The 26,360-nt window shown below is 48.0% G+C and carries 24 protein-coding genes; 20 read left to right on the top strand and 4 right to left on the bottom strand.

Translation table 11 applies throughout. The features are described from left to right. Positions 1-11: 11 nt before the first annotated feature. The 4 genes from BGX14_RS04755 (at position 12) to guaB (ending at position 4,232) form a co-directional block, all read left to right on the top strand. Positions 12-1,295: a folylpolyglutamate synthase/dihydrofolate synthase family protein gene (locus tag BGX14_RS04755; protein WP_095879220.1), complete on the top strand. Its 1,284-nt coding sequence runs from the start codon at positions 12-14 to the stop codon at positions 1,293-1,295. A gap of 12 nt (positions 1,296-1,307) precedes the next feature. Further along, a complete protein-coding gene (pth, locus tag BGX14_RS04750; RefSeq protein WP_095879219.1) occupies positions 1,308-1,862 on the top strand; it encodes an aminoacyl-tRNA hydrolase in 555 nt (184 codons plus the stop codon). An 87-nt stretch (positions 1,863-1,949) separates the two neighbouring features. Further along, positions 1,950-2,672, top strand: coding sequence for a hypothetical protein (locus BGX14_RS04745; protein WP_095879218.1), 723 nt, complete (start codon positions 1,950-1,952; stop codon positions 2,670-2,672). Positions 2,673-2,780: 108 nt separating this feature from the next. Beyond that, entirely contained in the window at positions 2,781-4,232 is a 1,452-nt protein-coding gene (gene guaB, locus BGX14_RS04740; protein WP_095879217.1) for an IMP dehydrogenase, read from the top strand. A 1,044-nt stretch (positions 4,233-5,276) separates the two neighbouring features. Here guaB and BGX14_RS04730 read toward each other — a convergent pair. Continuing rightward, positions 5,277-6,200, bottom strand: a complete 924-nt coding sequence (locus BGX14_RS04730) for a tyrosine-type recombinase/integrase (protein WP_276990396.1) — start codon at positions 6,198-6,200, stop codon at positions 5,277-5,279. 3 nt (positions 6,201-6,203) lie between these two features. Here BGX14_RS04730 and BGX14_RS04725 point away from each other — a divergent pair, with 3 nt between their 5' ends. The 5 genes from BGX14_RS04725 to BGX14_RS04705 are packed head-to-tail and all read left to right on the top strand — an operon-like array spanning position 6,204 to position 10,804. Further along, entirely contained in the window at positions 6,204-7,385 is a 1,182-nt protein-coding gene (locus BGX14_RS04725; protein WP_095879215.1) for a hypothetical protein, read from the top strand. A gap of 15 nt (positions 7,386-7,400) precedes the next feature. Beyond that, positions 7,401-8,015: an STAS domain-containing protein gene (locus tag BGX14_RS04720; protein ID WP_095879214.1), complete on the top strand. Its 615-nt coding sequence runs from the start codon at positions 7,401-7,403 to the stop codon at positions 8,013-8,015. Continuing rightward, positions 8,015-8,950, top strand: a complete 936-nt coding sequence (locus BGX14_RS04715) for a hypothetical protein (protein ID WP_095879213.1) — start codon at positions 8,015-8,017, stop codon at positions 8,948-8,950. The genes BGX14_RS04720 and BGX14_RS04715 overlap by 1 nt, the downstream gene beginning before the upstream one ends. A 1-nt stretch (position 8,951) precedes the next feature. Further along, a complete protein-coding gene (locus BGX14_RS04710; RefSeq protein WP_095879212.1) occupies positions 8,952-10,079 on the top strand; it encodes a hypothetical protein in 1,128 nt (375 codons plus the stop codon). Continuing rightward, positions 10,076-10,804, top strand: a complete 729-nt coding sequence (locus tag BGX14_RS04705; protein ID WP_233126406.1) for an NUDIX domain-containing protein — start codon at positions 10,076-10,078, stop codon at positions 10,802-10,804. The genes BGX14_RS04710 and BGX14_RS04705 overlap by 4 nt, the downstream gene beginning before the upstream one ends. Here BGX14_RS04705 and BGX14_RS04700 read toward each other — a convergent pair. From BGX14_RS04700 to BGX14_RS04690, 3 genes are read right to left on the bottom strand one after another with little or no spacing between them, the layout of a single operon-like run. Further along, positions 10,761-12,254: a PHP domain-containing protein gene (locus BGX14_RS04700; RefSeq protein ID WP_073303199.1), complete on the bottom strand. Its 1,494-nt coding sequence runs from the start codon at positions 12,252-12,254 to the stop codon at positions 10,761-10,763. The genes BGX14_RS04705 and BGX14_RS04700 overlap by 44 nt on opposite strands. An 11-nt stretch (positions 12,255-12,265) precedes the next feature. After that, positions 12,266-13,081, bottom strand: coding sequence for a hypothetical protein (locus BGX14_RS04695; protein ID WP_073303198.1), 816 nt, complete (start codon positions 13,079-13,081; stop codon positions 12,266-12,268). Beyond that, positions 13,078-13,965, bottom strand: a complete 888-nt coding sequence (locus tag BGX14_RS04690) for an outer membrane protein assembly factor BamD (protein WP_073303196.1) — start codon at positions 13,963-13,965, stop codon at positions 13,078-13,080. Before BGX14_RS04690 ends, BGX14_RS04695 begins: the two co-directional genes overlap by 4 nt. A 71-nt stretch (positions 13,966-14,036) precedes the next feature. Here BGX14_RS04690 and BGX14_RS04685 point away from each other — a divergent pair, with 71 nt between their 5' ends. Genes BGX14_RS04685 through BGX14_RS04635 form a run of 11 tightly spaced genes read left to right on the top strand, consistent with a single transcriptional unit; the run spans position 14,037 to position 26,337 of the window. Continuing rightward, positions 14,037-15,455 (top strand): LptF/LptG family permease, encoded by a 1,419-nt coding sequence (locus tag BGX14_RS04685; protein WP_095879210.1) that lies wholly within the window; start codon positions 14,037-14,039, stop codon positions 15,453-15,455. Then, positions 15,452-16,798, top strand: a complete 1,347-nt coding sequence (locus tag BGX14_RS16005) for an LptF/LptG family permease (RefSeq protein WP_143394133.1) — start codon at positions 15,452-15,454, stop codon at positions 16,796-16,798. The genes BGX14_RS04685 and BGX14_RS16005 overlap by 4 nt, the downstream gene beginning before the upstream one ends. 21 nt (positions 16,799-16,819) lie before the next feature. Continuing rightward, entirely contained in the window at positions 16,820-18,730 is a 1,911-nt protein-coding gene (locus BGX14_RS04675; protein WP_073303190.1) for a GGDEF domain-containing protein, read from the top strand. After that, positions 18,714-20,201 (top strand): sodium/solute symporter, encoded by a 1,488-nt coding sequence (locus BGX14_RS04670; RefSeq protein ID WP_095879775.1) that lies wholly within the window; start codon positions 18,714-18,716, stop codon positions 20,199-20,201. Before BGX14_RS04675 ends, BGX14_RS04670 begins: the two co-directional genes overlap by 17 nt. Next, entirely contained in the window at positions 20,198-20,701 is a 504-nt protein-coding gene (gene tadA, locus BGX14_RS04665) for a tRNA adenosine(34) deaminase TadA (protein WP_073303188.1), read from the top strand. The genes BGX14_RS04670 and tadA overlap by 4 nt, the downstream gene beginning before the upstream one ends. A 14-nt stretch (positions 20,702-20,715) precedes the next feature. Beyond that, complete coding sequence (locus tag BGX14_RS04660) at positions 20,716-21,555, top strand: hypothetical protein (protein ID WP_095879208.1); 840 nt, start codon at positions 20,716-20,718, stop codon at positions 21,553-21,555. After that, complete coding sequence (locus BGX14_RS04655; protein WP_073303184.1) at positions 21,552-22,253, top strand: right-handed parallel beta-helix repeat-containing protein; 702 nt, start codon at positions 21,552-21,554, stop codon at positions 22,251-22,253. The genes BGX14_RS04660 and BGX14_RS04655 overlap by 4 nt, the downstream gene beginning before the upstream one ends. A gap of 12 nt (positions 22,254-22,265) precedes the next feature. Continuing rightward, complete coding sequence (locus tag BGX14_RS04650; protein ID WP_143394132.1) at positions 22,266-23,159, top strand: hypothetical protein; 894 nt, start codon at positions 22,266-22,268, stop codon at positions 23,157-23,159. Between the two features lie 2 nt (positions 23,160-23,161). Then, positions 23,162-25,009 carry a hypothetical protein gene (locus BGX14_RS04645; RefSeq protein WP_143394131.1) on the top strand — a complete coding sequence of 616 codons (1,848 nt, stop codon included), beginning with the start codon at positions 23,162-23,164 and terminating at the stop codon, positions 25,007-25,009. 3 nt (positions 25,010-25,012) lie between these two features. Next, positions 25,013-25,657: an OmpA family protein gene (locus tag BGX14_RS04640; RefSeq protein WP_073303178.1), complete on the top strand. Its 645-nt coding sequence runs from the start codon at positions 25,013-25,015 to the stop codon at positions 25,655-25,657. Further along, complete coding sequence (locus BGX14_RS04635) at positions 25,654-26,337, top strand: hypothetical protein (protein ID WP_095879205.1); 684 nt, start codon at positions 25,654-25,656, stop codon at positions 26,335-26,337. Before BGX14_RS04640 ends, BGX14_RS04635 begins: the two co-directional genes overlap by 4 nt. Positions 26,338-26,360 lie beyond the last annotated feature (23 nt).

Below are 26,360 nucleotides of genomic sequence, written 5' to 3'. Positions count from 1 at the left end.
AATTTAGAAGCATGAATTGCGCCGGTTTAAAATACCTGCAAGCTCTCGCTCCCTTTGGGATGACGGGAGATTTGAAGAATATGGAACGTCTGCTGGATGTGTTCGAACATCCCGAACGAAAATTTCAAACCATTCATGTTGTTGGAACGGATGGAAAGGGATCGACGGCTTTTTACCTTTCTCGGATTCTTTCTGCGCATGGCATTTCGGCGGGGCTTTACACGAGCCCGCATTTGGTGAATGTGCGGGAACGCATCCGGTTGGATAATGCGCCCATTTCTGAAGAGGATTTGAACCGCTTGCTGTTGCAGGTAAGGGATGTCGCCGAACAAACGCAAACACGGATTTCTTTTTTTGAAGCCCTGACTCTGGCTTGCTTTCTGTATTTTGCCGAAAAAAATGTGGGAGTCGCGGTAATAGAAGCGGGGCTTGGCGGACGTCTGGATTCGACTCGGACGGCTTGCGGCAAAAGGGCTGTGCTGACGAGCATCGGGATGGAGCATACGGAAATTTTGGGAAACACGGAACGGGAAATTCTCCATGAAAAAATGGGAATCCTTTCTGCGGGGGCGACTTTGTTTGCCGGCGGAATTTCTCCAGAACTTGTGCGGGATACCGAGAATTTTTCAAAATCGCTTTCTGCCAAAGTTGTGTTTCCCCCGGTTGTCGAAGATTTGGAAGTCCCGAATGTCGGGCATCATTATGCGGAAAATGCTTCTCTTTCTTTGGCTGTTGCCTGCGATTTTTTAGGCATCGCTTTTGATGAAGAAAAGGCTCGCGATGCGCTTCGCCATGCGCTTTGGGTTGGCAGAATGCAAAAATTGCGGACGCCAGAGGGAAAGCTGCGCTGGATTTTGGATGGGGCGCACAATCCCCATGCGGTAAAACGGCTAGCGGAAACTTTGGAACTGGAATTCCCGAAGCAGAAACTCGCTTGCGTTTTCGGTGCTCTCCGCGATAAAGACTTGAATGAAATGCTGAATTTGCTTGCTCCCCATATTTCTGTTTGGCACGTTACCAGAACGCCATACGAAAGATTTCGCGAAGTAGGGGATATATCGTCGGAATTGCAAACCCGAGGCTGCCAAGTGGGATATTCGGGAGAGATGTCACGCCCTTTTTTGGACAAGGTACAAGAAATTTCAGATGGGCCCGTTTTAATCACGGGATCGCTTTATATGATTGGAAGTGCAATATATCAACTCAGGGATGATTTTGAAGATCTTTCCTTTTTTCGGGGAATGGAACTGACCGAAAGCGAAACGCATGGAAAACAAAAAACGAAAGCACTTTGAAAAGGATTTGATATGTATCTGATTGTAGGATTAGGAAATCCGGGAACGCAGTACTTGAATACGCATCACAATGCGGGCTTCACCGCCGTTGAAAAATTGGCCGATGCCGGCAGGGAATGGAAATCGGAACATAAATCGCTGACGCAAAAAGTGCTCGTGGCGGGGGAAGAGGTCATCCTTGCCAAGCCGCAGACGTTTATGAATCTATCGGGAGAAGCGGTGCAGGCTTTGATGACTTGGTATAAAATCAAGCCCGAAAATCTGCTGGTCTTTAGCGATGACGTGAATTTGGATGTGGGGCGGATTCGGATTCGCGCGAATGGCAGCCATGGCGGGCAAAACGGACTGCGAAATATCATTGAACATATTGGCGACAGGTTTCCGCGAGTGCGTTTTGGAGTGGGCAAGTGTCCGCCCAAATGGGATTTGGCGAATTGGGTGCTCTCTAAATTTCCTCCCGAAGATAAACCGATTTTTGAAGAAGCGATTTCAAAAGTTCCCGCTCTTGTGGAATGCTATTTCCGTTTCGGCATGGGAAAGTGCATGGAACGCTATAACGGAAAGTGATTTTTTTGTGCTATTTGTCCTTTTTTGTCAAAAAGGATGTATGCTTATAAATACGGATGAGGACGAACTTTAAAAAGGAGAATCTTCATGGAAATTTATAAGCTTTTGCCGAATAAGGACGGACTTATCGCTTTCCAGAAAGACGGACAGACGATTTTGGTTGATACGGGTTTGGCGGATTCTTTTGGCGGAGCGAATGCGCCGCTGGAAATTTGCGGTGTGACGGTGCCTTTTCAACGTGATCTTTCGGAATTGCCGCTTTGTGGAAGGAATCCGGAAATCGTTTCTCGGATTTTAGACGGTGTGGCGATAGATCGAATTTTGGGACTTTCTGGGCTTTCTCCTTTTAAAATCATTGTCGATGCATCGGCGCATCGCATTCAATTTGATACCGAGGATATATCGCTTTCCCACGACTGGCATTCTGTGGAAATAGAAATGGTGGGAGGATGCCTATTTGTTTCGATTTGGCTGAATGGAGTTCCTCGTAAACTTCTTCTGGATTCGGGAACGCCGACTTCTTTTGCGGATTCTTTATGGTTGGACGCTTGTGTACGCAAAGCGGATCGTCAGGATTTTCATTTGCTGTCTGGCGCAGAAACGGCTTCCGTTTATCGGGCTCTTTCAAAAATCGCGGGATTTACATTTCCCATTCGTTACAGCGTATTGTCCGATGCCTTGCGGAAAAAAATCGAAAGCCAGAATCATTTGCCGGCAGGAACGGTAAACGGCATTTTGGGCTCTGCGCTTTTGGAGAATCATCGTGGCTATCTCGATGTGGCTTCGGGCATTTTCAAAGTGATGCAGTAATTCCTTCCCACAGAAACGAGACATTCCGCTTCCTTTTGGCCGCGTTTCTCGTTTTACTTTTTTCCAGCGACAAAATTTTCTATCTTTTTTGTGCAAAAAGAGGTCCTTATGAAACTACTTCCCGAAGCTTTGACATTTGACGATGTTCTTCTTGTCCCTGCGGAATCCTCGGTCTTGCCGACCCAAACGGAAATCAAGACGCAGCTTGCGCCCAATATCAAATTGAATATTCCCATTATCAGTGCTGCGATGGATACGGTGACGACCGCCCCTCTTGCCATTTCAATAGCCTTGCAGGGCGGTTTGGGAGTCATTCACAAAAATATGTCGATAGACGCCCAGGCAGAAGAAGTTCGTAAAGTGAAACGCTGGCAGTCCGGAATCGTTTTGAACCCGGTGACTCTCGATGCGGATCAGCCGTTGAGCGACGCCTATCAGAAACGTTTGGAAACCAAGGTAAGCGGATTTCCGATTCTTTCCAAGGGCAAGGTCGTCGGTATGCTCACGAGTCGGGATCTTCGCATGATTTCGGATCGCAATGCTAAAATTAAAGACGTGATGACGAAAAATCCCATCACGGCGTCCCCGAAAATCAGCTTGGCCAAAGCGAAGGAAATCTTGAACGAGAACCGGATAGAAAAGCTTCCTCTGGTTGATGCGAATGGCACTTTGAAGGGGCTTGTCACCATGACGGATATTCAGAAGCGTGAAATCAATCCAAATGCGAGTTTGGATAAAAATGGACAGCTTTTGGTTGCCGCGGCGGTCAGTACTTCGGCGAATACTTTGGAACGTGTTCATGCTCTTGTCGATGCCGGAGTGGATATGGTGGTTATTGATACCGCTCATGGTCATCATATCGGCGTTCGCAATATGGTGAAAACGGTTCGCAAGAAATATCCGAAGCTCACGATTTGTGCGGGCAACGTGTGCACGCCGGAAGCGGTGATGGAACTTGCCAAATGTGGAGCCAATGTGGTTAAAGTGGGAATCGGTCCGGGTTCCATTTGCACGACTCGCATTGTGGCGGGAGTGGGCTATCCCCAGTTCTCGGCGGTCGTGGAATGCGCCAAGGCGGCTCGCAAAGCGGGCGTGAAGATTATTGCCGACGGTGGAATCAAGTATTCTGGCGATATCGTAAAAGCGCTGGCTGCGGGCGGCAATGCGGTGATGCTCGGCAGTCTCTTTGCCGGAACTGAAGAAAGCCCGGGCGAAGTGATTCTGGCGGATGGACGCAGTTACAAGAGTTATCGCGGAATGGGTTCTCTTGGCGCGATGAAAGCGGGTTCTGCGGACCGGTATTTCCAGGGCAGCGTGACCGAGGAGAAGAAGTTCGTCCCCGAAGGCATTGAAGGCCGCGTTCCTTACAAGGGACCGCTTCGCGATACGATTTATCAGTTGATCGGCGGCATCCATTCGGCAATGGGTTACGCTGGAGCTGCAAATCTGGACGAGCTTTATAAGAAGGCGACCTTTGTGCGCATTACGGGTGCGGGTCTTCGGGAATCGCATCCGCATGACGTGACGATTACGAAGGAAGCTCCGAACTATCACGCCTAGTCTGTGGGAAGCTACAGAAATTTAAAACAGTTCGCAGCGATGCGGGCTGTTTTCGTTTGTATGAAATCGCATAGTCATCGTAAGTTTTTTTTGGGGGGGGATTATATACGATCTTCCACCAAATACTCTCAATTAAAAATTTTTTCAAAGTGTGAACATCTTTTTCGCAAAGTGGAACTCTTTTTTTTCAATACAGGAATTTCTTTTTCACAAGGAAAATTTCTTCTCGCAGACTGCGAGGTGCTCGCTTACGCCCATGAGCCTTGGAAGCTCCGCTTCCTTTAGGCGAATTGTGCAAAGCCCCATGAGTCTTGGGAACTTGTTCCCTTAGACGAATTGTCCCTTCCAGGGATACTTCAACTACGGAATCGGAGATTCCTAGTTTCAGGGATGCCTTGTAGGCCAGCGGGCGGAAGGGATAAGGGGGCTTCAGAGTTGACGCGTTGCGTCCGCGGCTGCGGCTCAGTAATGCCTGCAAGCAAGCTTGCGGCGCAACATTCGCCTTGCACGCTTTTGCGAAGGCTCCCTTCCAGGGACAATTCGTCTAAAAGAGTAAAACTCTTAAGACTCATGGGCAGCCCCTTTTCCCTTCACCCTATCCCCCGCCACGCTTGGCGGTGGGAAATTTTAAATTCTGGGGCGGAATGAGATATGTTACTTCGCGAAAGGGGATATAGTCTTTTTCACAAGCTGAACTCCCTTTTAAAGAGAAACGTTTTTTCATAAAGTGATTTTTCTCGCAGGTTGCGAGGTGTTTTGCATTTTGGCTAGCCGTTTCTCCTATATTTCCAACTCCCCACTACCTTCTGATCACTAGTCGCTAACCATGGTTCGACTAGTTCGACAAGCTCACTAACCGACGGTCCCTGAGTTTATCGAAGGACATCAACCAAGCAAATCGAGGTGGAATTTTATATATAAAACCCTTTTTTTTCAATGCGGGAACTTTCTTTCACAAGGGGAATTCAGTTATCAGTTATCAGTTTTCAGTTTTCAGTTCCAACTTCCAACTTCCAACTAACCACTTCCCCCTAATCCCTAACATCACCCCCGCGGGTGCGCCTTTTTAAAACTTTCCTTGAGTCGTTCTGCGGAAATATGCGTGTAAACTTGCGTGGTGGCAAGGCTTTCGTGCCCGAGCATCTCCTTGACGCTCATCAGGTCGGCTCCGTTTTCGAGCAGGTGCGTAGCAAAGCTGTGGCGCAGTACATGAGGACTCGCTTTTCCCTCCCAACCGATGCTCCGAAGTAAATCGTGAATGTCCCGACGCAGAGTGCGGACATTGTGCGCTTCTCCCTGCTCATTTAAAAATACGGCTCCTTTTGCGGAAACAAGGCGACCCGCTTCGGCAAGTTTTAATTTGTACGTATTAAACCAGTCGATGGATTCTCGCGTCAGGGGAACTTCCCGCTCTTTGTTGCCTTTTCCGATAACCCGGACGGTGCGATTTTGAAAATCCAAGCGCAACCAAGTAAGGCTCTGGCATTCCGAAATGCGCAGTCCGGAACCGTAGATAAGTTCCAGCAGAACGCGCGCCCTGATCATCGGTAGTGGTGGATTTTCAATCTCCTGAAAGTTGATTTTGGCCAAATCTTTTTGAGAAAGGAAAGAAACCAGTCGCTTGGGCTGCTTGGGCATGGGAACGGATTCTGCCGGATTGCTGTCGAAAAGATGCTTGCGCACCAGATAGTGCCCAAAGCTCTTCAGGCAGGCGATGTGCAAATCGATGCTGGAAATTTTCAGAGCTTCCTGTTGCCGCAGATTCCAAACATAAGTGCGGATTGCATGGGCTGTGAAGGAATGCAAATCAGCATTGGGAGGCAATGTCGCAAGAAATTTGGCGAGGGATTCCCGATAGGTGTTTGCCGTGCGGGGGGAAAACCTGCGTTCGAGCAAAATATACCGGATGAAATTTTCTGCGTGTTCCGAAAGCAATGCCATTCCGTTTAAATCTACAAGTTTTTTCACTCCATGTTTGACGAAAATTTTATCTTGTGGAAGATGTTCCGCAAAATTTTGAAAACGGTTTTGCTTGCTTGCCTGTTCGCTGTTTTGGATGCGTGGTCCATGGAACGTGTCGTTGGAGCGAATGCTTCTTTGGACATTCATGCGGGCGCACGTTCTGCCGCTTTGGGTGGGGCTTCCATCGCTTTGGAAGGGGATTTGCTGGAACTGACGTCGAATCCGCAGCAACTCTCGAATGCGGAAAATTCCTGGGTAGCGTTTAGCCACGTTGCTTACTATGAAGATACGCGCTATGATTATGGAGCGGTGCAATTTCCTTTAGGGGAGTTGGGCGGCTTGGGCATCGCGTTTTCCCGATTCGGAGCGGACGATATTCCTTGGATTGCGGAAGGCGATCCGATTCCCGAAGGTTCGGACTATAAGACGCTTTCGATTGCCGATTATGTTTTTTCGCTGGCGTGGGGACGGCATTTTTTGAATGGACGCTTGAACGTCGGCGTGGGCTTTCACGGGCTCTATCGGGAACTGGATCAAAGCGGTTGGGGCTTTCGTGGAGATTTGGGCGCAAGCTATCGCATTTTGCCGAGATTTGTCGTTTCGTCTTTTTTAAAAGGCTGGACCTCGTCGGCAACGACCTGGGAAGAAGGAACGTTTGAATACAGTTCCCCCGAGTGGTATTTGGGCTTGCGCTTTGAACAGCCCGTCTCCTATTTTTACGGGACTTTTGGCGCTTATTGGCAAAGTGCCGGTATTTTGCATCGGGAAAATCGGGATGAGGATTGGGATGGCGGCGTTCGCGGCGGAAGATTTTGGGAGCATCCGCTGGATTGGTTGGGCGGAGGGCGTGCCGGTTTGGAGTTCCGGTTTGATTTTGGTTTGTCGCTTCGCGCAGGGCTTTCAAGCCTTTCGGAATGGGAAAGTTGGACTGCAGGCGCTGGATTTGCTTTGTCGAACTGGCTCCGCGTAGATTATGCGTTTGAATCCCATCCGACACTTTCCGCGGTGCATCGCGTCAGTTTGGAAGTTTCTCCGGGACTGTTTCTTTTCCCCAAGAAAAAAACGGCGAAAGCGCCTGTTCAAGAAGAAAAGTCGATGGAAGAAAAGGAAGCGATTTCGGAATTGGAACCGATTCCCGAAGAGGAAACGCCAGAAGAAGATTCCGCTGGTGGAATTTATTGGGAAGAATAGAGGTATATTAGAACTATGAGCGAATTGAATAATTATCGTGCTGCCGGTCTATTTGATCTGCTTTCTGCGCCTGTTACGCCTATCGGCGCTTTTGATGCGGAACAATTCAAGAAAGATGTGGAGCCTTTATTGGAAAAAGGATCGGTTTTTATTGCCGTCGATTTGAGCGGCCTGGATTTTCTTTACAGCGACGCTTGCAGTGCATTTAACATCGTCCGTCAGGAACTTGCCAAAAAGAATGGCGTTTTTGCGGTTCTTACCGATCACGATATTGTGGAAGATTGCTTGCGAAAAGCCGGTTTGGACAAGACTTTGACCATCTTTCGGAAAGAGGCCGACATGATGGCGTTCTCGATGAAAGAGGATATGTTGAAAAATGAGGAAGGCGAAGTGAAGATGGCTGCGGAGGTCAAGAGCGAAAATCGTCGTCCTTCCGGATCGATGCATTCGGTTCGTCGTCGTGTGACGGGACGCTTCACCAAAAGTTTCAATGCGATTCATAAGGATACGACCATCAAGGGTATGGACAATCCGTTCAAAGAAGAAAAACGCGGTTCTTCTGTGTGGACTTGGACTTTGCTGGGAATTGCGGCTGTTGCTGCCGTTGTTGTTTATATCGTTCTGCGCTAATGGATTCGTTTCGCGAATACAAATCTTTCAAGTCGGAATGGAAGTCGAAAAAACGGATCCCTATTTTGCGGGTTCTTTTCGTCTTGATTTTGCTTTATGCGGGCTATGCCAGCGGAACATTTTATAAAGCCTATTCGGCTGTCGAAAATTTTTTTCGGCATGAAGAAGAAAAGGCATATATAGATGTTTCTTGGCGGGAAGGCTGCTCCATGACGACGGGAGAGGCGTTTGTCATCAAGAAAAAGTTTTGGGGAGGTTGCGCTTGGACGGTGCCTTCTTCGCGAGCGTCGGTTTATTTGCCGGACAACCCCTTTCTCCGGTATTTGGCCAGCGTTCCCGGGACTTCGTATCCGTTGAAGATTTACTGGATTGCGGACACTTCGGATTTTTGGAATCCGGGCATGGTTGGAGTGAAACGGGATTCTCTTTTGTCTTGGTATTATCATTTCAGGATGGAAGATTCTTCTTTTGCTTGGGTGACGGCGGATGGTTGCCGTTATCCTGGCGCTTGTCCGCGAAATCCGCTTTCTGGCGGCGCTCTGCCGATTCCCGATGATTTTGATTTTCACGGGCGAGAGAATCTGCTTTTGAAAGATCTTTTTATGGGAATTGGAGAAGCTCCGGTATTTCCGATTCTTCCGGCCAGGGTTCTTTCGGTGTCCGAGGACTCGCTGGGATACAAGTTATTTTTGGATCATGGCGGAAATTTGTTTTCGCGGATTTCCGGGTTGCCGTATTTAAAACCGAATGTGGTTGTCGGCGCGCAGATTGAATCTTCCGAGCCGATAGGAAGCCTTTCGCCCAAAGACGAATCCTTTTTCTTTTTAGAAGTTTTGCGCAATGGCCGTTTTGTTCGCTGGGATGAGTTTTATAGGGAAACGCATCTGGTCGAGGAATGCGACGTGGAACGTTTTCGGATGGATTTAGGGATTTAGCATGAAACGTCTGCTGTTGCTTTCTTTATGGCTGTTGCTTTCCTGTTCTCAATCGGATGATGGGCCAATCAGCATTTATCCGGACGATTTTGAATTGAACGGTTACGGTTATGTTCTTTCTGCGCAGCTGGATTCCGGGCACCGCTTTCATCTTTACGGCGATTCTTTTGCGCTTTCTTTGGACAGTATGTGGACTTTTGGAAACTGCTTTCTGAAAAATATCGAACTGAATCTGCAATACCCGAATGATACGGTTGCGACAATTCAAGTGAAACTGGCTTTGGGAAATACGGGAAAAACGGATTGTCCGCAGCCGTTTTTTCGACCGGATACGGTGCTGCAAATCGCATTCCCCGATTCTTGGAAAGAAAGGAATATCCGGGAAATTCGGGTGGAAGGAAATGCGCACAACGAATTGTTTGCGGAAAATGTAGATACGTCGGCAGCGGCTTCGGCTACATTCAAGGATTCCATTTTGGTTCGGCGTGGAACTTTACAGGCAGAAAGCCTTTCGGTGTATTTGGATTCGGCGTTTGACGATCCGTATGCTTTGCCGCGTCGAACATTTGATGAAAAAGCAGGCGTGCTCGCGGTAAACGATTCGATTCAAGTGGATTCTTTTGCGTATCGTTTTGTACAAGCGAAGTGCCTGGAAATTCATGACTCCTGCGAAACCATTCCCGATACCATTTGGAATATCTCTTGGCGACTAAAGGATACGAATGCGGTTTCGATTCGGGCTGTGTGCGCGGATACATCTTCGGATTCCCTGGTGTTTTGTCTTTCCAAAAATTGGGAGGTGGATTCATCGTCTTTTGAAGATTCCGTTCGGTTGCGACTGGATACGACGTGGTTCAATTCCAAATATTTTGTCCGGCAAATTCCTCGGTGCGCCGCTTTGCAGGAAGGCGATTTTTCGGGAAATGCGTCTGCCGGAAGATTTTTTAATGCGAAGTATGTTCTTTTTATTCCATCGGCGGAAGAATCGGGCTGCGGCCCAGCAGCCTTATCGGAATGGATTTTCTACAGTTTGACCCAGAACAAAGAAATGCTGGATTCGGCTCAAGCGGAAGGCTTGCGCTTGGCTTGGAAAAATGCTTCTATCGGACATGAAGAGGAAAAAGAATGATGCCCATTGAATATACTTTTTCTCCGGAAATTTTGGAAGAAGATCGAACGGTGATTTTGGAGAGTTCGCTTTTTCAAACATGGCTTGTTCGTTCGCAAAAAAAATTTGTGGTTTCAAAAATCCATTTTTCTTCGGTGGATTTTCGACAGAAAAAACATTCGCCGCTGTTTATCAAATTGACGGCGACGGCCTTGCTGCCCGATGGAAAACCTGTCCATGGAATTGTTTTGATTCGCGGCAATGCGGTGGGAATTTTAGTCGTGCTGTGGTGCGAAGGCAAACCGTATTTGCTTTTGGTGCGTCAGCCTCGATTTGCCATCTCGGAACCGGAATCCTTGGAAATTCCCGCCGGCATTTTGGATTGGTCGAGCGATTATCGCCAAGTGGCTTTGTCGGAATTAAAAGAAGAAGCGATGATGGACGCCAAAGATGAAGAACTCATCGATTTGACGGGATTTTACACAGATGGAAAATTGGACGGTCATGCGGGCAGCTGTGGACTTTTGGACGAAAGAATCCGCTTGTTTGCGATTGAACGGACGGTTTCCTCTGAAGAATTGAAACGATTGGACGGTCGAAAGCAAGAATATACGGATGAAAACGAGTGGATTCGCACCGTTGTCCTTCCTTATGAAGAGGCGGGCAAGTCGTTTATCGATCACAAAAATTTGCTGGCGATGTTCATGTATGAACGTTATTTGTCGGCGCAGGGCAGGCACTTGTAAGGGCAAACCGATTTATTTCGGTTTCGGCTTCCGCTCGGATGTAAGCGTAATCGCCAAAAGGAATTTCCGCAGAAAATTCAAAATCTGAAAAACGAGTGGCAGAGATGTCGATTTGGCGTTCTCGAATTTCCGTTTTCTTTTTTCCAAAAAAACATAGCGTTTTTAAAGCCCCAAAGTCCGTTGAACTTTTGAAGTAAAAAGTGGCTCCGCTTGGAGAAAGCTTCCACCAAAGTGCAGGACCGTTTGTTACATACAAATTCATCCCTCGATGGAGGCTTCTGGGCGATTCGCTTTGAATAACGGTGCGGACGTAACCGAAAACGTGGGCATGGGAACGCTTGAGCTTGAACAAAGGAATTTGAACGCCTGTGTATTCATTCAAATCGCCGTGGGCGTCGTTTCCGCCAAAGGGAAGAATGTAGTTCCCTTTTTCCAATTCGGATATCCAAAATTTTCGTCCAAGAATAAAACCCTTGTCTCGGGAACCATTCCAAAATTCCAGTGCGACAATCGGATTCTTTGAATTTTTTTGCAGATCGCATTCCTTCCATTCGCCTCGTCGAAAAATAAAGCGCTCCAGTCGTCCCATCGGTTCTTTGGGGTGGGCGGCAATGCAGGGGAGTTCGACTTGAGAAACGATGTTGGCAATCGAAAGCGTGGGCGCATTATTCAGCCATTTTCGTCCGCAGTCCCCTTCGCCAGGGATGTAAAAAGCGTTTCCGGGAACTAAAAGATGGACGTTGCGATTTTCGGCATTTCCTGCGGAAATTTCTTCTCCCGCAATCATTTGGGGATAGGGAGGAAGCTCGGCAATTTTTTTTTGGAGGTTCTCGTAACGCGCGTTGGCATCGGTGCGTTGCATATAGTCGGATTCGCTAAAAGCAAAGTCGTAGGAATGGTCCGTGCAAAAAACAAAATCCAAACCGACAGCCTTTGCCGCTTGTTGTAAAACGGCTGGGGATGCGCCAAATTCAACGGGATCCGCGGATAGGCTGGTGTGAACGTGAGTGTCTCCCGCAAGATAATCCTTGGGCTTGGGGACGGGTTCTTTGAGTACGGTAATGCAAAGCGGCGAGGGATTTAATCCGGTGAGGTTGAATCGGCGAATGCGCTTTTCAGATTTGCCGAATTGCACATGGAGCACGGCGTCCACTTTGTATTTCCCCGGAGGAATTTTCCCGCAATCTACGCTCCGAAAATAGAATGGCGAGCTGATGGATTCGCCGATGCGTTCCTCTTTTTGAAAACGTTCTTTGTCGCAAGAAAATGTCGCCGTTAAAGAATGTACAAAAACGGGGAACCGGTTGGCTTCCCGGATGACGACGAAAAGCTTGACGGGTTCATCGGGAACGATTTGGAAAGGCGCGTCGATGAGGATTTCCGGCTCTTTCTTGTAAAGAAGGGACCAGGGAAGCTTGAACTTGTAATGGATTTCCGCATATTCCGGCATGGCCGCTCTTGTTATTTCTGGTTGATGACGCCGAAACTGAATCGGAATTGCAGCATGAGACCGCCTAAATCCCATTTGGCTTTGTCGGTATCGGTGTCCGGGACTACTTTGGAAAACGGATCGTCCGACTGAACGATAATGCGGGAGTATCCGATATCGCCGTAGATGTTGATGCTTTTCCAGGTGGCGACGAGATAGCCCAAACTGACTCCGAATCCATTTCCCCACGGCTTTGTTTCGGCTTCGATATGCCCCCAGCTGGAATATATTTCTGTCCCGGGAAGCATCCAGTACCAGCGTACGGCAATGCTAAAAAGGCTCGCGTTAGAAAGGCTGATCAGATTGGGAGAAAATGCCATACGGTATTCCAGATACAAGGGAAATCCTTGCAGCGTATAGCTGTAATCGTGGATTTTATCTTTGCGGTCGGTGACGATGACGGATTCGTTGTCGTAGATGAATCCGAAACCCGCGCTGATAAAATGCCCGGTTCGCCATTGCCATTGAATGCCTGCGGTAATCGGGAAGCAAAAATTCACGTTTTGAAAATCCTGCTTGGCGACGTAGGCGGATTCCGCTTCGGTCAAAGCATCTTCCCGAAATTTCTTGTAGATGGTGTCTATCTGGGATTGAAATTTATCGCGGTTGTCAAATCCCAAAAATGAAATGGACGGCTGAATGAAAAAAGAAAGAATGCTTTTGTCGTCTCCGGATTTGGATGATGACGTTTCTTGGGAACGGGTGGAATCCACCGTGAACGCAATGGATGAATCCGCGGCGGAAAGGCTTGCGCAGAAAAATGCCAAGGCAAGCAGAAACTTTTTCACTCGTCGTCGTCCTCTTCTTCGTCATCCGGGTGGGCATCCGCTTCTTCTTTCGCTTCTTTTTTGGCGAGCAGTTTTTCGGCCTGTTCTTTTTGAATCCGTTTCTGGAATTTCTTTTCCAATTTGGCGATGTATTTCTCTTGGCTTTCTACCGATTCCAGGCGCTTTTGAATGCTGTCCGGAACAGTCGTGCGGTAATTTTCCAAATAGTAGCGTGCGGATTCAAATTGGTCGAGTTCTGCGTAGCTTTCCACGAGCAAATAGAGAGCTTCCGGTCTGCGCTTGCTCTGTGGGAAAAGATCCAGAAATTCTTTCATGTAGATGACGGTAGATTGGGGGTGGCCGAGTTTGCGATATAGGCGGGCTGTCCGAAAATCCCGTTCTGCACGGCGCTCCAGCAACAAGAGCATGTAATGATTCACGGAATCCAGCAGCGGAGATTCCGGATAGTTGGAAATGAATTTTTCAAAATCTTTCATGGCGAGGGTCGTGTTGGTTTCGTCCCGGTCGATGTTGTATTCGATATTGAACGAGGAGACCGCCTTGCGAAATTCTGCGGTTTCTATGAACGGGGAACTGGGAAAATTGTTGATGAAACTGCCGTATTCCCCTCTTGCTTCGAGCCATTCTTCCAGATTGAAATAGCTTTCGGCAAGCAGAAATTGCGTCTGCTCCATGTAGCCCGTGCCAATGCAAAGGTTCAAAATTTCTTCGAGAGGTTCTTTTACCCGTCCGTAGCGTCCGGCTTTAAAATCCTTGTCTGCGCTGTCGAAACGGTTCTTGCACATTTGCGTGCGGTCTCCGCCCCCTTCCGGGGCGCAAGCAGAAAAAAGAAACGCGAATATGGCGAAAAATCCTAAGAGCGAGATGTATTTGTTTGTGCGCATTGGTCCGTCTTGGAAAGAATGGAACGGTTAACAAGTTACTAAATTAGCAAAAAAATGAGTTTAGAAATTTTATGATTCTGGTTCGGTATGTGCTGAAAGAACATATAGCGCCCTTTTTGCTTGCGCTGTTTGTCATCACATTCCTTTTTGTCGTGGATTTTCTGGTGACTATTCTCGACAATGTTCTGTCGAAAGGGCTGCCGATTTCTACCGTGCTGGAAATTTTTGCGCTGAATATCGTCTGGATGCTTTCCTTGTCGATTCCTATGGCGGTTCTTGTAGCCTGCTTGATGGCTTTCGGGAGGCTTTCTGGGGATCAGGAAATCACCGCGATGAAAGCGGCTGGGGTTTCGCCTTTGCGGATGATGCGACCCGTGTTGCTGGTGGGCGTTTTGATTTCGGAACTTTTGATCCTTTTTAACAATTGGATTTTGCCCGAAGCGAATCATAAATCGGTCGAATTGATGAGTGCCGTTTCGCGGAAAAAACCGCATGCGTTTATCGATGCAGGAAAACTCACGACGCAATTTCCCGGAGTGCAGCTTTGGGTCGATAGGATTGATCCGGTGACGGGAACGCTCTATGGAATCCAGATATTTGAAACCGAAGGAATGGGACCGCCCCGGGTTGTTTTGGCGGACAGTGCAACGATGGATTACGCCGATCACGGCGCCACGCTGATGCTTCGCTTGAAAAGCGGAGAAAATCACATGGTGGAAAAAGACGATCCGGCACAGTATTTCCGCATCCGTTTTTCGTCGGAGGATTTTGCCGTCAAAAATGTCAATGACCGTTTGGAACGCCGGGATCGCAAGCATCGAAGCGATCGGGAAATGCCCGTGGAAATGATGTTGGACGTGATACACGAAGCGGAAAAAAATGAACGGGCAATTGTTCAGGAATCGCGAGGTTCGCTATTTCCAGATCTCAACCGGTTGCGTTCCCTTGTTCTGGGGGATTCGATTATTCCTCGAAACGAAAATTGGGAATTGACTTCGGATTCTTTGCGCCACGTTCGCGCTTTGCGGGATGTTTCTATTGCGGAACGAACCCGATTGCGTTTGGTGCATCGCACATCGGAGCGTGTGCTGAATGAAAGGAAACGGCAAGCGCAGTATTGGGTCGAAGTGCACAAAAAATTCAGTACGGGAGTTGCTTGTTTTGTCTTTGTACTGATTGGCGCACCTTTGGGAATTATGGCTCGCAAGGGGGGCATTGGAACGGGAATCATTTACAGTATCGCTTTTTTTGTGCTGTATTGGGTGTGCCTTATCGGAGGCGAAAATCTGGCGGATCGCTTGATCGTTTCGCCGGTTTTGGCAATGTGGATTTCAAATGCGATCATCGGAACCGTCGGCGTTATTTTCATGTGGAAAATGTATCGGGACCGCTATTCGGGCACGTCGCCGCTGGGGCAATTCAAAAATGGCGTTCTTGTTCTGTGGCGAAAAATCCGCCGAAAAAAATCCCTGTCGGAGAATACGCCATGAAATTTTCCCGCTACTTGATCGGCAATTTTTTGCGGATGTTCCTGCTGGTGCTTTTGGGCGCCGTCTTCATGTTCATCGTCATCGATTTTGTGGGGAATATCCGGACGTGGTTGCTTCGGGATATGGCGGATGTTCGAGAATATTACTTGGCGTATTTGCCCTATATCGTGTATCTGGTTACGCCTGTTGCTCTTTTTATCGGAGTGGTCGCTTCCGTTGGCAATATGTCGCGCCATTTGGAAATCACGGCGATTCAGCAATCCGGGCGCAGCCCGTTTCGCGTCCTTGTCCCTGTTTTTGGCGTGGGCGTTTTGGTCACCCTTTTTTCTTTTTATCTCGATGCCAAAATTCTTCCCGACGCCAATCACGAGCGTTATAAAATTATGGAACCGCTTTCGCAGCAGCGTCGCGATCCGAGAATCAAGGACAAAAGGGATTTCGTGTATATTTCCGGCGATAGAACCAGCTGGTTTATGCGCTCTTATGGAGGCACGACCAAAGTCGGAAGAGATGTCGTTCTGCTGATTTACCGCGATGGCGATCTTTACGAGCGTTATGATGCCAAGCGTTTGCGTTGGATTGAACCGGATACGAGCGAGCCGAAATCGCAGGGTGCTTTAAATAAAGTTCGGAAACACGCCGTCCGTCGGGAAGAAGGAAAATCGGTGGAAAAATCGGAAAGGACGGAAGTCGCTCCGGATTCGTTCGCTGATTCTTTGAAACAGGATTCCCTTTTGGAAAATGAAGAAATTTCTTGGAAACAGAAGTTGCTGAAATCGGCTGGAGCATTTTGGGAATGGGCGGCGAACGGATTTAAGGCCGACGACGATTCTGTCGCTTTGCTGGAAGAGGGCTATTGGCGTTTGGAAGAGGGTTTTCGGCGTACGTTTTTGAAAGAAGGTGTGGTGCAGATTCGGCATTTTGTTCGAGAAAGCTTGAAAAATAAGACGACGTTGCTTCCCGAAGATTTTTTGGATGAACGCCAGCGCGGCGATGAAATGGACGCCAAAACCATTTTGCGCAAGATCGAAGTGCAAAAGAGATCGGGAGAAAATACGAACAAATTGGAAACGGCGTATTTTTTCAAGTTTTCCGGTTCGGTGATGAATTTTATCGTACTCCTCATTGGAGCCGCTCTGGCTCACCGCTTTAGTCGGAATGGAGGGCTTTCTCAAAAGTTCGGGGTTGGTATTCTTTTGGTGTTTAGCTATTATGTAGTTATCAGAATCGGTCTGAAGATGGGAGAAAATGGTGCGCTTTATCCGATGCTGGGTGCTTGGATTGGGCATATTGTTTTTGCGATGATTGCGATATGGATGCTGTATCGATCATTCCGTCTGTAAAATGGATTGTGGGTGAAAGTTATGTCTGATATTTTATATGTCGTTTCCGGTTTGCTAGTCGGCCTTGCGTTCCAAGGAGGGCTCTTTCTATTTGCTATTCCGTTTGCTCTTGTGGCTCTCGTTTTGGCTTGGTTGAATCGACCGAGTTTGCCGGTTGCCGGAGGAAAAAGTCCGACGGAGGCGAGTCCCATTTTGCGCCGCCCAACGATTGCCGATGCGACGACAGTTGGCCGTATTTTGCGCCCCGCCGCAACCCAGATTGCTCCGATTCTCTCTTCTCGGGATACGTTTTCCGCTTACCCTGGTGAGGGAAATTCTTCTTTGGACAAACTGAAAGGGAATGAAATCTGGAAAAAGATTGATGACGAGTTGGATTCGGTTTTTCGCCCTATTTTGCGTGCTTTAAAAACTTTGTTGCCCAAGGCGCATTCGGTGCTGCTTTTTTTCAAGACGGGAGACGGAAAATCGTTCGCGATTCGCCAGTTCGCTTCGGATTCGGAAAATTATATCCATAAATTTTGCTTGATCGCAGACGGTGCCGGTGTCGTCGGGCTGCTCTCTCGCCAGGATACCAATCGGATTTTAGAAGGGAATTTGCCGAATGGAAAAAGCCTCGGCTATTATGTGTCTTCGTCGCTTCTTCCTGTGCACTCTGTCGCTGGCGTTCCTTTATGCAACGGGAAAAAGCAGCGCATAGGTGCTTTGGTTGTCGATTCTTTGGAGCAAAATGTTTTTACTCCCGAGATTATCCCGATTTTGGATTCTTTTGCGTCGATGTTCTATATGCTTTCCTACAAGAGTTACGTGTCGGCGGCGAATTATCGGGAAAAGAAGAAATTTTACGAGCTTGCCGCTTACCAGCAAAAATTCTTTACGACCACTCTGCTCAAGGACACCTATAAGGAAATTTTTGAATATGTGAATCAGAATTTTATTTCGGATCGCATCATGATTCTTGTGTTTGATGATCCGGAACATGAGCAGGGAACGGTAGCGTTTTGTCGCGGCGAAGAGGAAAAATGGTTTGAAGGACGCCGTTTTTCGCTTTCGGACAAAGGCATTTTGCCGCTTGCGATGCGAACCCATTACCCGACGGAACGAGTGCTGAATCGCCGGGAATATGTTCCTCGGTTGAATGACGATGAACCGCAAAGCAATATGCTTCACTATCTTTTTGTGCAGCCCTGCTCGATGACAATGCGAAATTTTGCGCAGAATGAACCATCGGAATTGGCGATTTGCCTAGAACGCCGAAGCGAAGAAAAGTTTGAAACGCTGGAAAAGGATTTGCTCCGCTTTATGGTGAATATCGCGTATTTTGCCTACCAGCGGGGAATGCAATTTGAACACGAACAGTTTGAAATTTACCACGACGCTTTGACGGGGCTTTTGAACCGTCGCACGATTGACGAACGCATCTTGGAATTGGGCAGGACCAATCAGGAAAAGAATGTGGGCATCATGATGATGGACATTGACCATTTTAAGCATATCAACGACACTTATGGGCATCAGGCGGGCGATGCGATTCTCAAAGGAATAGCCGCGCGCATATCATCGGTTGCGGACAAGGGTGAAAATCTTTTGGCCCGTTATGGCGGGGAAGAATTTTTTGTCGCGATTCCCGGAGCGACTTCAGAGATTTTAAAAGAAACCGCGGAACAAATCCGGATGGCGGTCTGCTCGTCACCTTTTGATATCCACCAGACTGCGCCGATTCCCGTTTCTGTAAGTATCGGTTGCTATTTGGCTGAAAAGGGTTTCCGTGGAGAAATCAGTCGGGCCGTTCGCTATGCGGATGACGCTCTTTACCGCGCCAAGGAAACCGGTAGAAATCGGGTTGTCGAATACCAGGAACGGCCTTTTGATTTGAATGAAAGCGTCAAGTCGGATGCCGGTTCGGAAGGAACTTCGGATGTTCACGATTCTTGATTGGATTGTTCTTGTCTTTTACATTCTCTTTTCTGTCGGCGTCGGTATGTGGGCGTCCCGGGGAAGCAACAAAGGATTTGGCGAATATATGCGTGGCGGCGGTTCTATGCCGTGGTTCGCTATAGGCATTAGTTTAATTGCCACATCGGTGAGCGCAACGACTTTTCTCGGAAATCCGGCGGAAGCTTATTCTGCCGATATGAGTTTTCTGATGAATAATATCGGGGCGTTGATTGCCATTATTGTTGTCGGCGTTGTTTTTATTCCTCGGATTCGCCGCTCTGGAATTTCGAGTGCTTATGAACTTTTTGAAGTTCGCTTCTCTCCGATTGTGCGGCGTTTGGCGGCGATCTTTTATAGCCTGCACTTGCTGCTTCGGATGGGCATTCTTTTGTATGCGCCGTCGTTGGTTCTGGCACCGATTTTAGGAATAGACATCCATTTGGCCATTTTAGTTACGGCGGTCGTCGCCACGATTTATACTTGGTATGGGGGATTCAAGGCGGTCATTTGGACGGATGTTCTGCAATTTGCCGTGCTTTTTGGCGGCGGCATCATCGCCCTTTATATTTTGTCTCAAGGTGTCGGCGGTTTCTCGGAAATGTGGAATCTGGCGTCTGCTTCGGGCAAAACCCGATTTTTCGACGCTTCAAATTGGAATCCGGCTAATGCGCGCAACTTGCTTTCGGCTGGGCTCGCGTATGCCGTTATTGAAATTTCGATTCGGGGTTGTGACCAGCAATTTGTGCAGCGTTATTTGAGCTGTGATTCCATTAAGTCGGCGAATGCGTCAAGTATTCTCAGCATGATTCTTGGCGTGTTTGTTTCTGTTCTTTTCTTTTGGGTTGGTGCCGGGCTTTTTGTTTATTACCGGGTTTCGGGCGTAGGAGAACTTCCTGCAGGCGTTCCGTTGAATGGCGTTTTTCCGTACTTTATTGTTCATGTGATGCCGTCTGGGGCGACGGGACTGGTGATTGCGGCGATTTATGCGGCAGCGATGAGCAGCTTGTCTAGCGCTATCAACGCCTTGGGCAATACGACGGTCAAGGACATTCTACTCGTTCGTTCCGAGAATGCGGCGGCTTTGGCTAAGGCAAAAAAGTGGACGATTCTTTGGGCGGTACTCAGCACGCTTTGTGCATTCATTGCTGCGGATATGCAGAGTTCGTTGCTTTCAAATGCCCTTTTCTTTACGGGGCTTTTTACGGGTCCGCTTTTGGCCCTGTTCCTGCTCGCCTTCTTTTCGCACAAATTAACATCTTCAGCGGTGATCGTCGGCGTTCTCTTTGGAATGGCATCCATTTTGCTTTTTAATCCGATTCCATTTATACCCGCTTACCATCCGCCATTTGAAGGGGTTTTCTGTTTCTTTTGGAATCCGGTGATTTCTTGTGTTTCCACTCTGGTGGTGGTATCTATTTTGCGATTTGTGTTCCCCAAACGAACAATGAAAAAAGAGGAAATTGGATGACAGATGCAGAAGATTTGCGTTGGATGGACGCCGCTTTACGGGAAGCGGAAAAGGCGTACGATTTGGGCGAAGTTCCTATCGGTTGCGTGATAGTCAAGGACGGTCGTTGCATTGCCCGCGGTTACAATCAAGTGGAAACGCTGAAAGACGCGACGGCTCATGCGGAAATTATCGCCATCGGTGCGGCTTCTTCGGCTTTGGAAAATTGGCGGCTTTCCGGGGCGACTCTTTATGTGACTTTGGAACCTTGCCCGATGTGTGCTGGAGCCATACTGAACAGTCGGATTTCTCGGATTGTGTACGGCTCGCCCGATACGCGTTTCGGCGGTTGTGGAACGACAATTGATGTGATAAAAAATAATGCGCTCCATGCCGAAGTTCAGGTGACGGGAGGCGTCAAAGCCGAGGAATGTCTGGGAATTATCAAGGCGTTCTTTATGGAAATGCGCCAAAAGAAGGGAGATTCCGGCGCAAAGCTCCCCAAAGAATTGCTCTCTTAAATTATTTTTAGATTATGAATCGTTTTGCGTCCGTCTTTTTTTTAGCCGTGATTTCTGTGGCGTTCATCGCCTGTAAAGATTCCGTTTCTTTAGGATTTAATACGCAGAATCCGTCGCCGGAAGATTATGAACTGCGGAGTTCTTTGCGGGTCTTTTTGGAATTGCCCGATACGGTTTCTGCCGAAGCGCAGCAGTCGATGACGGCCAATGTTCAAGTCCGCATCCATTCCGAATTACTTTCGGCTTATGATGACGGATCGGGACGCTTTTTGTTGCGGGTGGATTCCGCTTCGTATTTTGCGGACAATCGGTCTGTAGAAGAGGTCGATCACATTCGTCGGTATTTGCAGACTCAGGCGGTGCAATACAAGATGGGAGTCGATGGGGAAATGAGTTCCGTACGCTTTGACGAAATGGTTGCCTGGCCGGATATCGGCGACGTGGATATTCGTCGCATCTTTATGAAAGTACAGCCGGTATTGCCTTCTAGTCCGCTGGCCAAGGGCGATTCCTGGGAACGCCAACAAGTGATTGCCAATGACAAAGGCAAGCAGAGCATTGTTTATAAAAGATTTGAATTGGACGATGTTTTTTATCGGGATGGCGGGCGAATTGCCAAGCTAAAAATGAACATTCGCTATAAACAGAAAAGCGAAGACGAAGCGCAAATTATGGAAAGTCCGGATTTTATTCTCGGTTCGGGAACGATTCTTTTTGATATCGATGCGGGTAAAATTCTGGAAGGGGAATTGAATATCAACGGCAAAATTCGCGTGATAGAAAGAAGTCGGGACGACACGATTCCGGAATTGCGGGTACTTCAAAAAATTTCGTTGAGGAGACTTCGCGAATGAAAAAATCTCTTCTGTTCCTTGTCCTCTTTTTTGCGTTTTCCTTTGGAGTGACGCCTTTTCCGGCAGCGAAGCATCACAAGGTGACCTTGCAGGCAATCGCATCGCCATATTTATTGGAAACGGGCTTTGTTTTGAGTGCGGACGATACTCTTGAAATCGAGCCCGGCGTAGAGGTCTTTTTTAGTGAATATGCCAAGCTCTATTTGCGGGGAATGGTTCGGATTGCCGGAACGGCACAAAAACCGGTTTCTTTTTTGAGTGCCGATTCTGCGGAATCCTGGAATGGACTGTATATTTCGACGGGAGAGAATTATTTTCATGTCAAACATTTGCGCATTGAAAATTCTTTTCGCAACACGGTCATCCGCTCGCAGGGGCTTTTTGAAAATGTCACTTTTGTGAATAATTACTATGGGCTGTGGGTTGAAAATTCTCCCCATTTTGAACTGGCGAGTTGCGAATTTGTCCGCAACCGGTTTGCGCTTTCGGTGGGTGTGGGAAATGTCCGATTTCGCAATACCAAAATCCATAACAACGTTTTTGGGCTGTATCTGTATTCGGGAACCTCTTTCGATGGCGATCCGAAAGCCGTTTCGAATAATTTGGAAGCGGATATTCGCAGGGAATCCGATGAGCTTATCGGCAAGGGCCGCAAAATTTCAAAAAGTGTCTGGCAACGGATTGAATCGGAATTTTAAGAGGTATTGACTGTGGACGAAAAATTTCGCCGAGCTATCCGAAGAATGACGGGCACGAGCCTGTTGGGTCTGGGTTTTCGCCTGGATCGAATTTCGGAATTGGCAAGCCTTTCGCAGTCGATGGATATTCGTTGGTCGATAGCCCTTTATGAACATTTGGACGCAGCGGAATCCAAACCGGAAGAAATGATGTCGGGGAGCGAAATGATTTCCTACGGGAATGCCGCATGGAAATTGGCTTCGGAAGATTTTCCCGCCATCCTCGAAGAATATCGGCAGAAGTTTGAAGAATTTCGGGCGAAGTGGATGCAGCGTTTTGCAACGGATGAAATTTCCCGTCTGCTTTCGCAGAATCAGTATGTTTTAAAAGATGACACGGGCTGGTTTTATTCTGCTCCGGCGGAAAAATTGAAAACCCTTTACTATTCGACGATTCACTTGATGGAAGGAGATGCGGAAAAATTACTGGTCAATTTTTCGGGAAGGATTGAACACATGCAGGATATACTCTCCCGTATGTGGTATCGGGAAAGCGCCGTCGATGCCGTTTCCAAGATACTGCCTTCTTTAGAGGCCGCATTGCGTTCGAGCGAATATGAACTGGTCGCGAGGCTCCGGGCATCCCTCACCGAAATTTCTCGGAAACGTTTTTTGGCGGAATTTAAACCGGCCAGAGAAAAGGCTCGCCACTTTCAGACGATGCGCGCTTGTGCTAAAAATGTGGGAGCGAATGCGTCGAATATCGCCTATGAAAACGCTTTTCTCGCTTTTACGGATGATTTCTGCGATTATGTTCAGGGCATTGCGCTTTTCATCGGGAAGTGGTATCGCGACAAATGGCTTTTGTATCTGCGTGGATTTTCGCGTGGACAGTTGGATCTTTTTACTCATAAAACCGTGGGATGAAAATGAAAAAATCATTTTGGACTTTAATTCTTTCTGGAATCGGGGCGATAATTCTCGCAGGGAGCGCTTTTTATTTTGGAGCGCCTCTTTTTGGCTGGCTGATTATGGCGGCGATTTTTGTCATCTATCTGATGTCGGCGTGGAAAATTTTTCGCGGGATTGCCTCTGCGGAAGCGGAACGGAATCTTGTGGAAAAATGCAGGGAGGCGTGTGATGCCGGCAAGGAGCCTTTTGAAAGCGACGTTCAAGCGGATGGTCTGCTGTCCGCCAGAATTCGCTTTATGAAGAATTTGGTCGCTCGGCGTGTTTCCTTGACGGCGCAGGATTTGCCCATTTTAAAATCGACCTGGAGCGCAGCGGAAGATTCTCTTGTCAAAAACAACAGCGGGATTGTGGTGCTGCTCGGCTTGATGGGAACGTTTTTTGGATTGATGCTTTCCATCAATGCGGCAGGAGGAGCCATTGACGCTTCGGCAACTTCGGAAACGACGCTGGGAATTATCCAGAATATCTTTGCGAGCATGAAGGGCATTTTCGGTTCTTCGCTTTGTGGGCTTTGGGCGGCTCTCGTTCTAAACGCGGTCCATGCGACCTACCAAAAGGAACATGACGATTTGATTGGCGAATTGGACGAATTTACGCTTTTCTATTTGATCCCGAAGACGGCTCCGACCCAAAATTCCGCCGTGGATGAAATTCGTCATCTGATGGATGCTTTGAAAGCTTCGGATTTGGCTCGTGCTGAAGATTTCCGCGGAATGATTGAAGCGTCGAAATCGGCAGAAGCTTCCCGAACGCAAGCACTCGCCGAAAGCATGAATGTATTGCAAACGGCTCAACAGCAGGCGTTCGCGGAATGGCAGCAACAGCAAAAACAGAATTTGATGGACTTGCAAAATTCCTTTGCAGCAAGCGTTTCCAAGGTTGGCGAACAGGCTGTTGGCGATTTGGCATCAGCACAGAAAACGGCGCTGGAAGGCATGCTGTCTGTTGTTCAAAAATCTGCCGAAGACTTGTCCGCTATTCAAAAGAAGACGTTGGAAGAATTTTCTGCGTCGGGCAAAAACGCTTCGGCGGAACTTTGTGCTTCTCTTTCGCAGGTTACGGCAGGGCTTGCCGAAGAAATGCAAAAATTGTCCACGAGCGTTCGCTCCATTGAATCGGGAGTGGTCGATGGATTGGAAAAGGAAATTTCAAATCTTTCTGACAGCGTGGCGACATCGATTTCAAATCATCTGGAACAGCAGATGACAAATTCCGAACAGCAATGGAGTTCGTTTATGCAGTCCCTGAAGGAATCCATGGAACAGGTGGCGGCAGCTGAAAAGAATGGGCTTGAAATTCTTCATGGCGTCGCCGAAGAAGTGGCTTCGCGGGCGAACGACTCTTCTGTCGGGCTTTCCGAAACGGTAACTCGCGAAATCGAAAATCTTTCCCAAAAAGTGCAATCGTCGTTTACGGAACTGGCCAAGTCTTCGGAAACGCTTGTGGCTTCCGAGCGGGATTTGATTGCCGGCATTGAAAACCGGGTGCAAAAGCTCAACGAATCCACGGATTCGCTGGGAACGGGAATTGAAGAAACCGCAAAGTTGATGCGCGTCAATCAGTCGGAATTGGCTGCCAATTTGGAAATGTTTGGCAAAGGAATCGAAGCGGTTCTTTTGAAACTTTCTGGCGATATTCCCGAACGGGAAAACGAACAGAATTTTATCGAACAGTTGAACGCGTCGTTGCAATCCTTCCAGGAACGCTCCGGCGAAGTGCTGCTTGAAAACGCCCTTAAAACGCAGGAAATCTTGTTGGAAATTTTGGATCAGGTTCAAAAGACTCCCGCAAAGAAGGCTGAGTAATTCATGCGTAAACCGAGTGAAGAAAAACACTGGCTTGTTTTTACCGATTTGACGGCGGGTCTGTTGGCGTTGTTTATTCTGGCCTTTGTCGCCATGACGACGATGAAAGAAAAAAAAGCCGAAGCTTTGACCCGAACGGAACAAGAAGTGGTTAGCTGCCAAGAAGAGATGCGTCGGGTTGCCAAAGAACGGAACGCCCTGCTTTCTCAAAGTTTAAAGGCTCCGTTGGAAAAGGGAATCATCGCTCTTGAAAACGGAAACATTTTAATCCAGACTTCGGTTTTGTTTCCGCGAAATGGAGCGGACTTGACCAGCGAAGGGGAAAACGTCATCAGTTCCATTGGCGCGGGCTTGCAAGATGTGCTGGACACGGGCGATGCCATTATGGTTTCCGGATTTACCGACGATACGCCGACCAATTCGCCGACTTACACCAACTGGAATCTTTCGACGGAACGCGCCGTCAATGTGGTAAAGGCTTTGATTCGACAAGGCTTTCCCGCTGAACGCGTATTTGCCGCAGGCTTTGGCGAAAACCATCCGCGAGTGCCGAATACCAGCGAAAAAAATCGCAGCCTGAATCGCCGCGTAGAAATAGGCGTGACTCCGATTCGCCGCTCCAATACTTTTGAGGTTCCGCAGGAATGAGCGAAACCGTTTTAGCCGAATATGCAGCTTTGAAAAATAGGGTGGACGATCTTCGCAAAAAGGAACGTCTGCCTTATTGGCGTTTGGTTTATGCGGATTTTTCTCTTTCGCGAATTGCGGAATACCTAACGCTGGAAAAATCGGGAGAAGCGCAGGAATTGTTGTGGCGTTTAAATCGCTGGGTCGAGGAGCATGAACGGGAACTGGATCGGACGGCCAAACCTGAACCCGCTAAAATTTCCATTTGGAATGCGGATTTTGTTCAAAAGTTGCTGGATGCTTTGCAGGCGAAAATTACCGCAAAAAATCACTTGATTCCGGTGGCGGAAAGAATTTCATTTTCTAAAAGTATGGAGCTGGCGAAAAAACGGTTTGCCGAAGGAAATTTGGACGGCACTTATTCGGAACTTTTTTCGTTGCGAAATCTGCTGATTGCTCGATTGCGCCGTTCTTACCGGGCTCGCGCCGCAATGCTGCTTTATAGTCGACAATCGACGGCATTTGGGCGTTTGCCTACGGGTGCTGTGGTCGGTTTGTATAATTCGGAGCGAACTCTGGAAAATGCTCTTTCTTTGGTGGGAGAGCGTGACGCCATTTGGGTGGAAGACTTTTTGGAACTCTACAACTCCCTTTCTAAAATTACGGAGCGTTTGGCTCCTGCGGCGAGAAAGCGGAGGTAGAAACGCTAAGCGGCGTCATATAA

The organism is Fibrobacter sp. UWS1, from assembly GCF_002300445.1.
Classification (GTDB): domain Bacteria; phylum Fibrobacterota; class Fibrobacteria; order Fibrobacterales; family Fibrobacteraceae; genus Hallerella; species Hallerella intestinalis.
This window is presented reverse-complemented; position numbering and strand designations above follow the sequence as displayed.

Coding starts and splice junctions, on each gene's coding strand:
- BGX14_RS04645 (WP_143394131.1), top strand. CDS start 23,162: ATGAAAAAATCATTTTGGACTTTAATTCTTTCTGGAATCGGGGCGATA.
- BGX14_RS04655 (WP_073303184.1), top strand. CDS start 21,552: ATGAAAAAATCTCTTCTGTTCCTTGTCCTCTTTTTTGCGTTTTCCTTT.
- BGX14_RS04755 (WP_095879220.1), top strand. CDS start 12: ATGAATTGCGCCGGTTTAAAATACCTGCAAGCTCTCGCTCCCTTTGGG.
- BGX14_RS04705 (WP_233126406.1), top strand. CDS start 10,076: ATGATGCCCATTGAATATACTTTTTCTCCGGAAATTTTGGAAGAAGAT.
- pth (WP_095879219.1), top strand. CDS start 1,308: ATGTATCTGATTGTAGGATTAGGAAATCCGGGAACGCAGTACTTGAAT.
- BGX14_RS04710 (WP_095879212.1), top strand. CDS start 8,952: ATGAAACGTCTGCTGTTGCTTTCTTTATGGCTGTTGCTTTCCTGTTCT.
- BGX14_RS04720 (WP_095879214.1), top strand. CDS start 7,401: ATGAGCGAATTGAATAATTATCGTGCTGCCGGTCTATTTGATCTGCTT.
- BGX14_RS16005 (WP_143394133.1), top strand. CDS start 15,452: ATGAAATTTTCCCGCTACTTGATCGGCAATTTTTTGCGGATGTTCCTG.
- BGX14_RS04725 (WP_095879215.1), top strand. CDS start 6,204: ATGTTTGACGAAAATTTTATCTTGTGGAAGATGTTCCGCAAAATTTTG.
- guaB (WP_095879217.1), top strand. CDS start 2,781: ATGAAACTACTTCCCGAAGCTTTGACATTTGACGATGTTCTTCTTGTC.
- BGX14_RS04690 (WP_073303196.1), bottom strand. CDS start 13,965: ATGCGCACAAACAAATACATCTCGCTCTTAGGATTTTTCGCCATATTC.
- BGX14_RS04640 (WP_073303178.1), top strand. CDS start 25,013: ATGCGTAAACCGAGTGAAGAAAAACACTGGCTTGTTTTTACCGATTTG.
- BGX14_RS04675 (WP_073303190.1), top strand. CDS start 16,820: ATGTCTGATATTTTATATGTCGTTTCCGGTTTGCTAGTCGGCCTTGCG.
- BGX14_RS04670 (WP_095879775.1), top strand. CDS start 18,714: ATGTTCACGATTCTTGATTGGATTGTTCTTGTCTTTTACATTCTCTTT.
- BGX14_RS04715 (WP_095879213.1), top strand. CDS start 8,015: ATGGATTCGTTTCGCGAATACAAATCTTTCAAGTCGGAATGGAAGTCG.
- tadA (WP_073303188.1), top strand. CDS start 20,198: ATGACAGATGCAGAAGATTTGCGTTGGATGGACGCCGCTTTACGGGAA.
- BGX14_RS04635 (WP_095879205.1), top strand. CDS start 25,654: ATGAGCGAAACCGTTTTAGCCGAATATGCAGCTTTGAAAAATAGGGTG.
- BGX14_RS04745 (WP_095879218.1), top strand. CDS start 1,950: ATGGAAATTTATAAGCTTTTGCCGAATAAGGACGGACTTATCGCTTTC.
- BGX14_RS04660 (WP_095879208.1), top strand. CDS start 20,716: ATGAATCGTTTTGCGTCCGTCTTTTTTTTAGCCGTGATTTCTGTGGCG.
- BGX14_RS04700 (WP_073303199.1), bottom strand. CDS start 12,254: ATGCCGGAATATGCGGAAATCCATTACAAGTTCAAGCTTCCCTGGTCC.
- BGX14_RS04685 (WP_095879210.1), top strand. CDS start 14,037: ATGATTCTGGTTCGGTATGTGCTGAAAGAACATATAGCGCCCTTTTTG.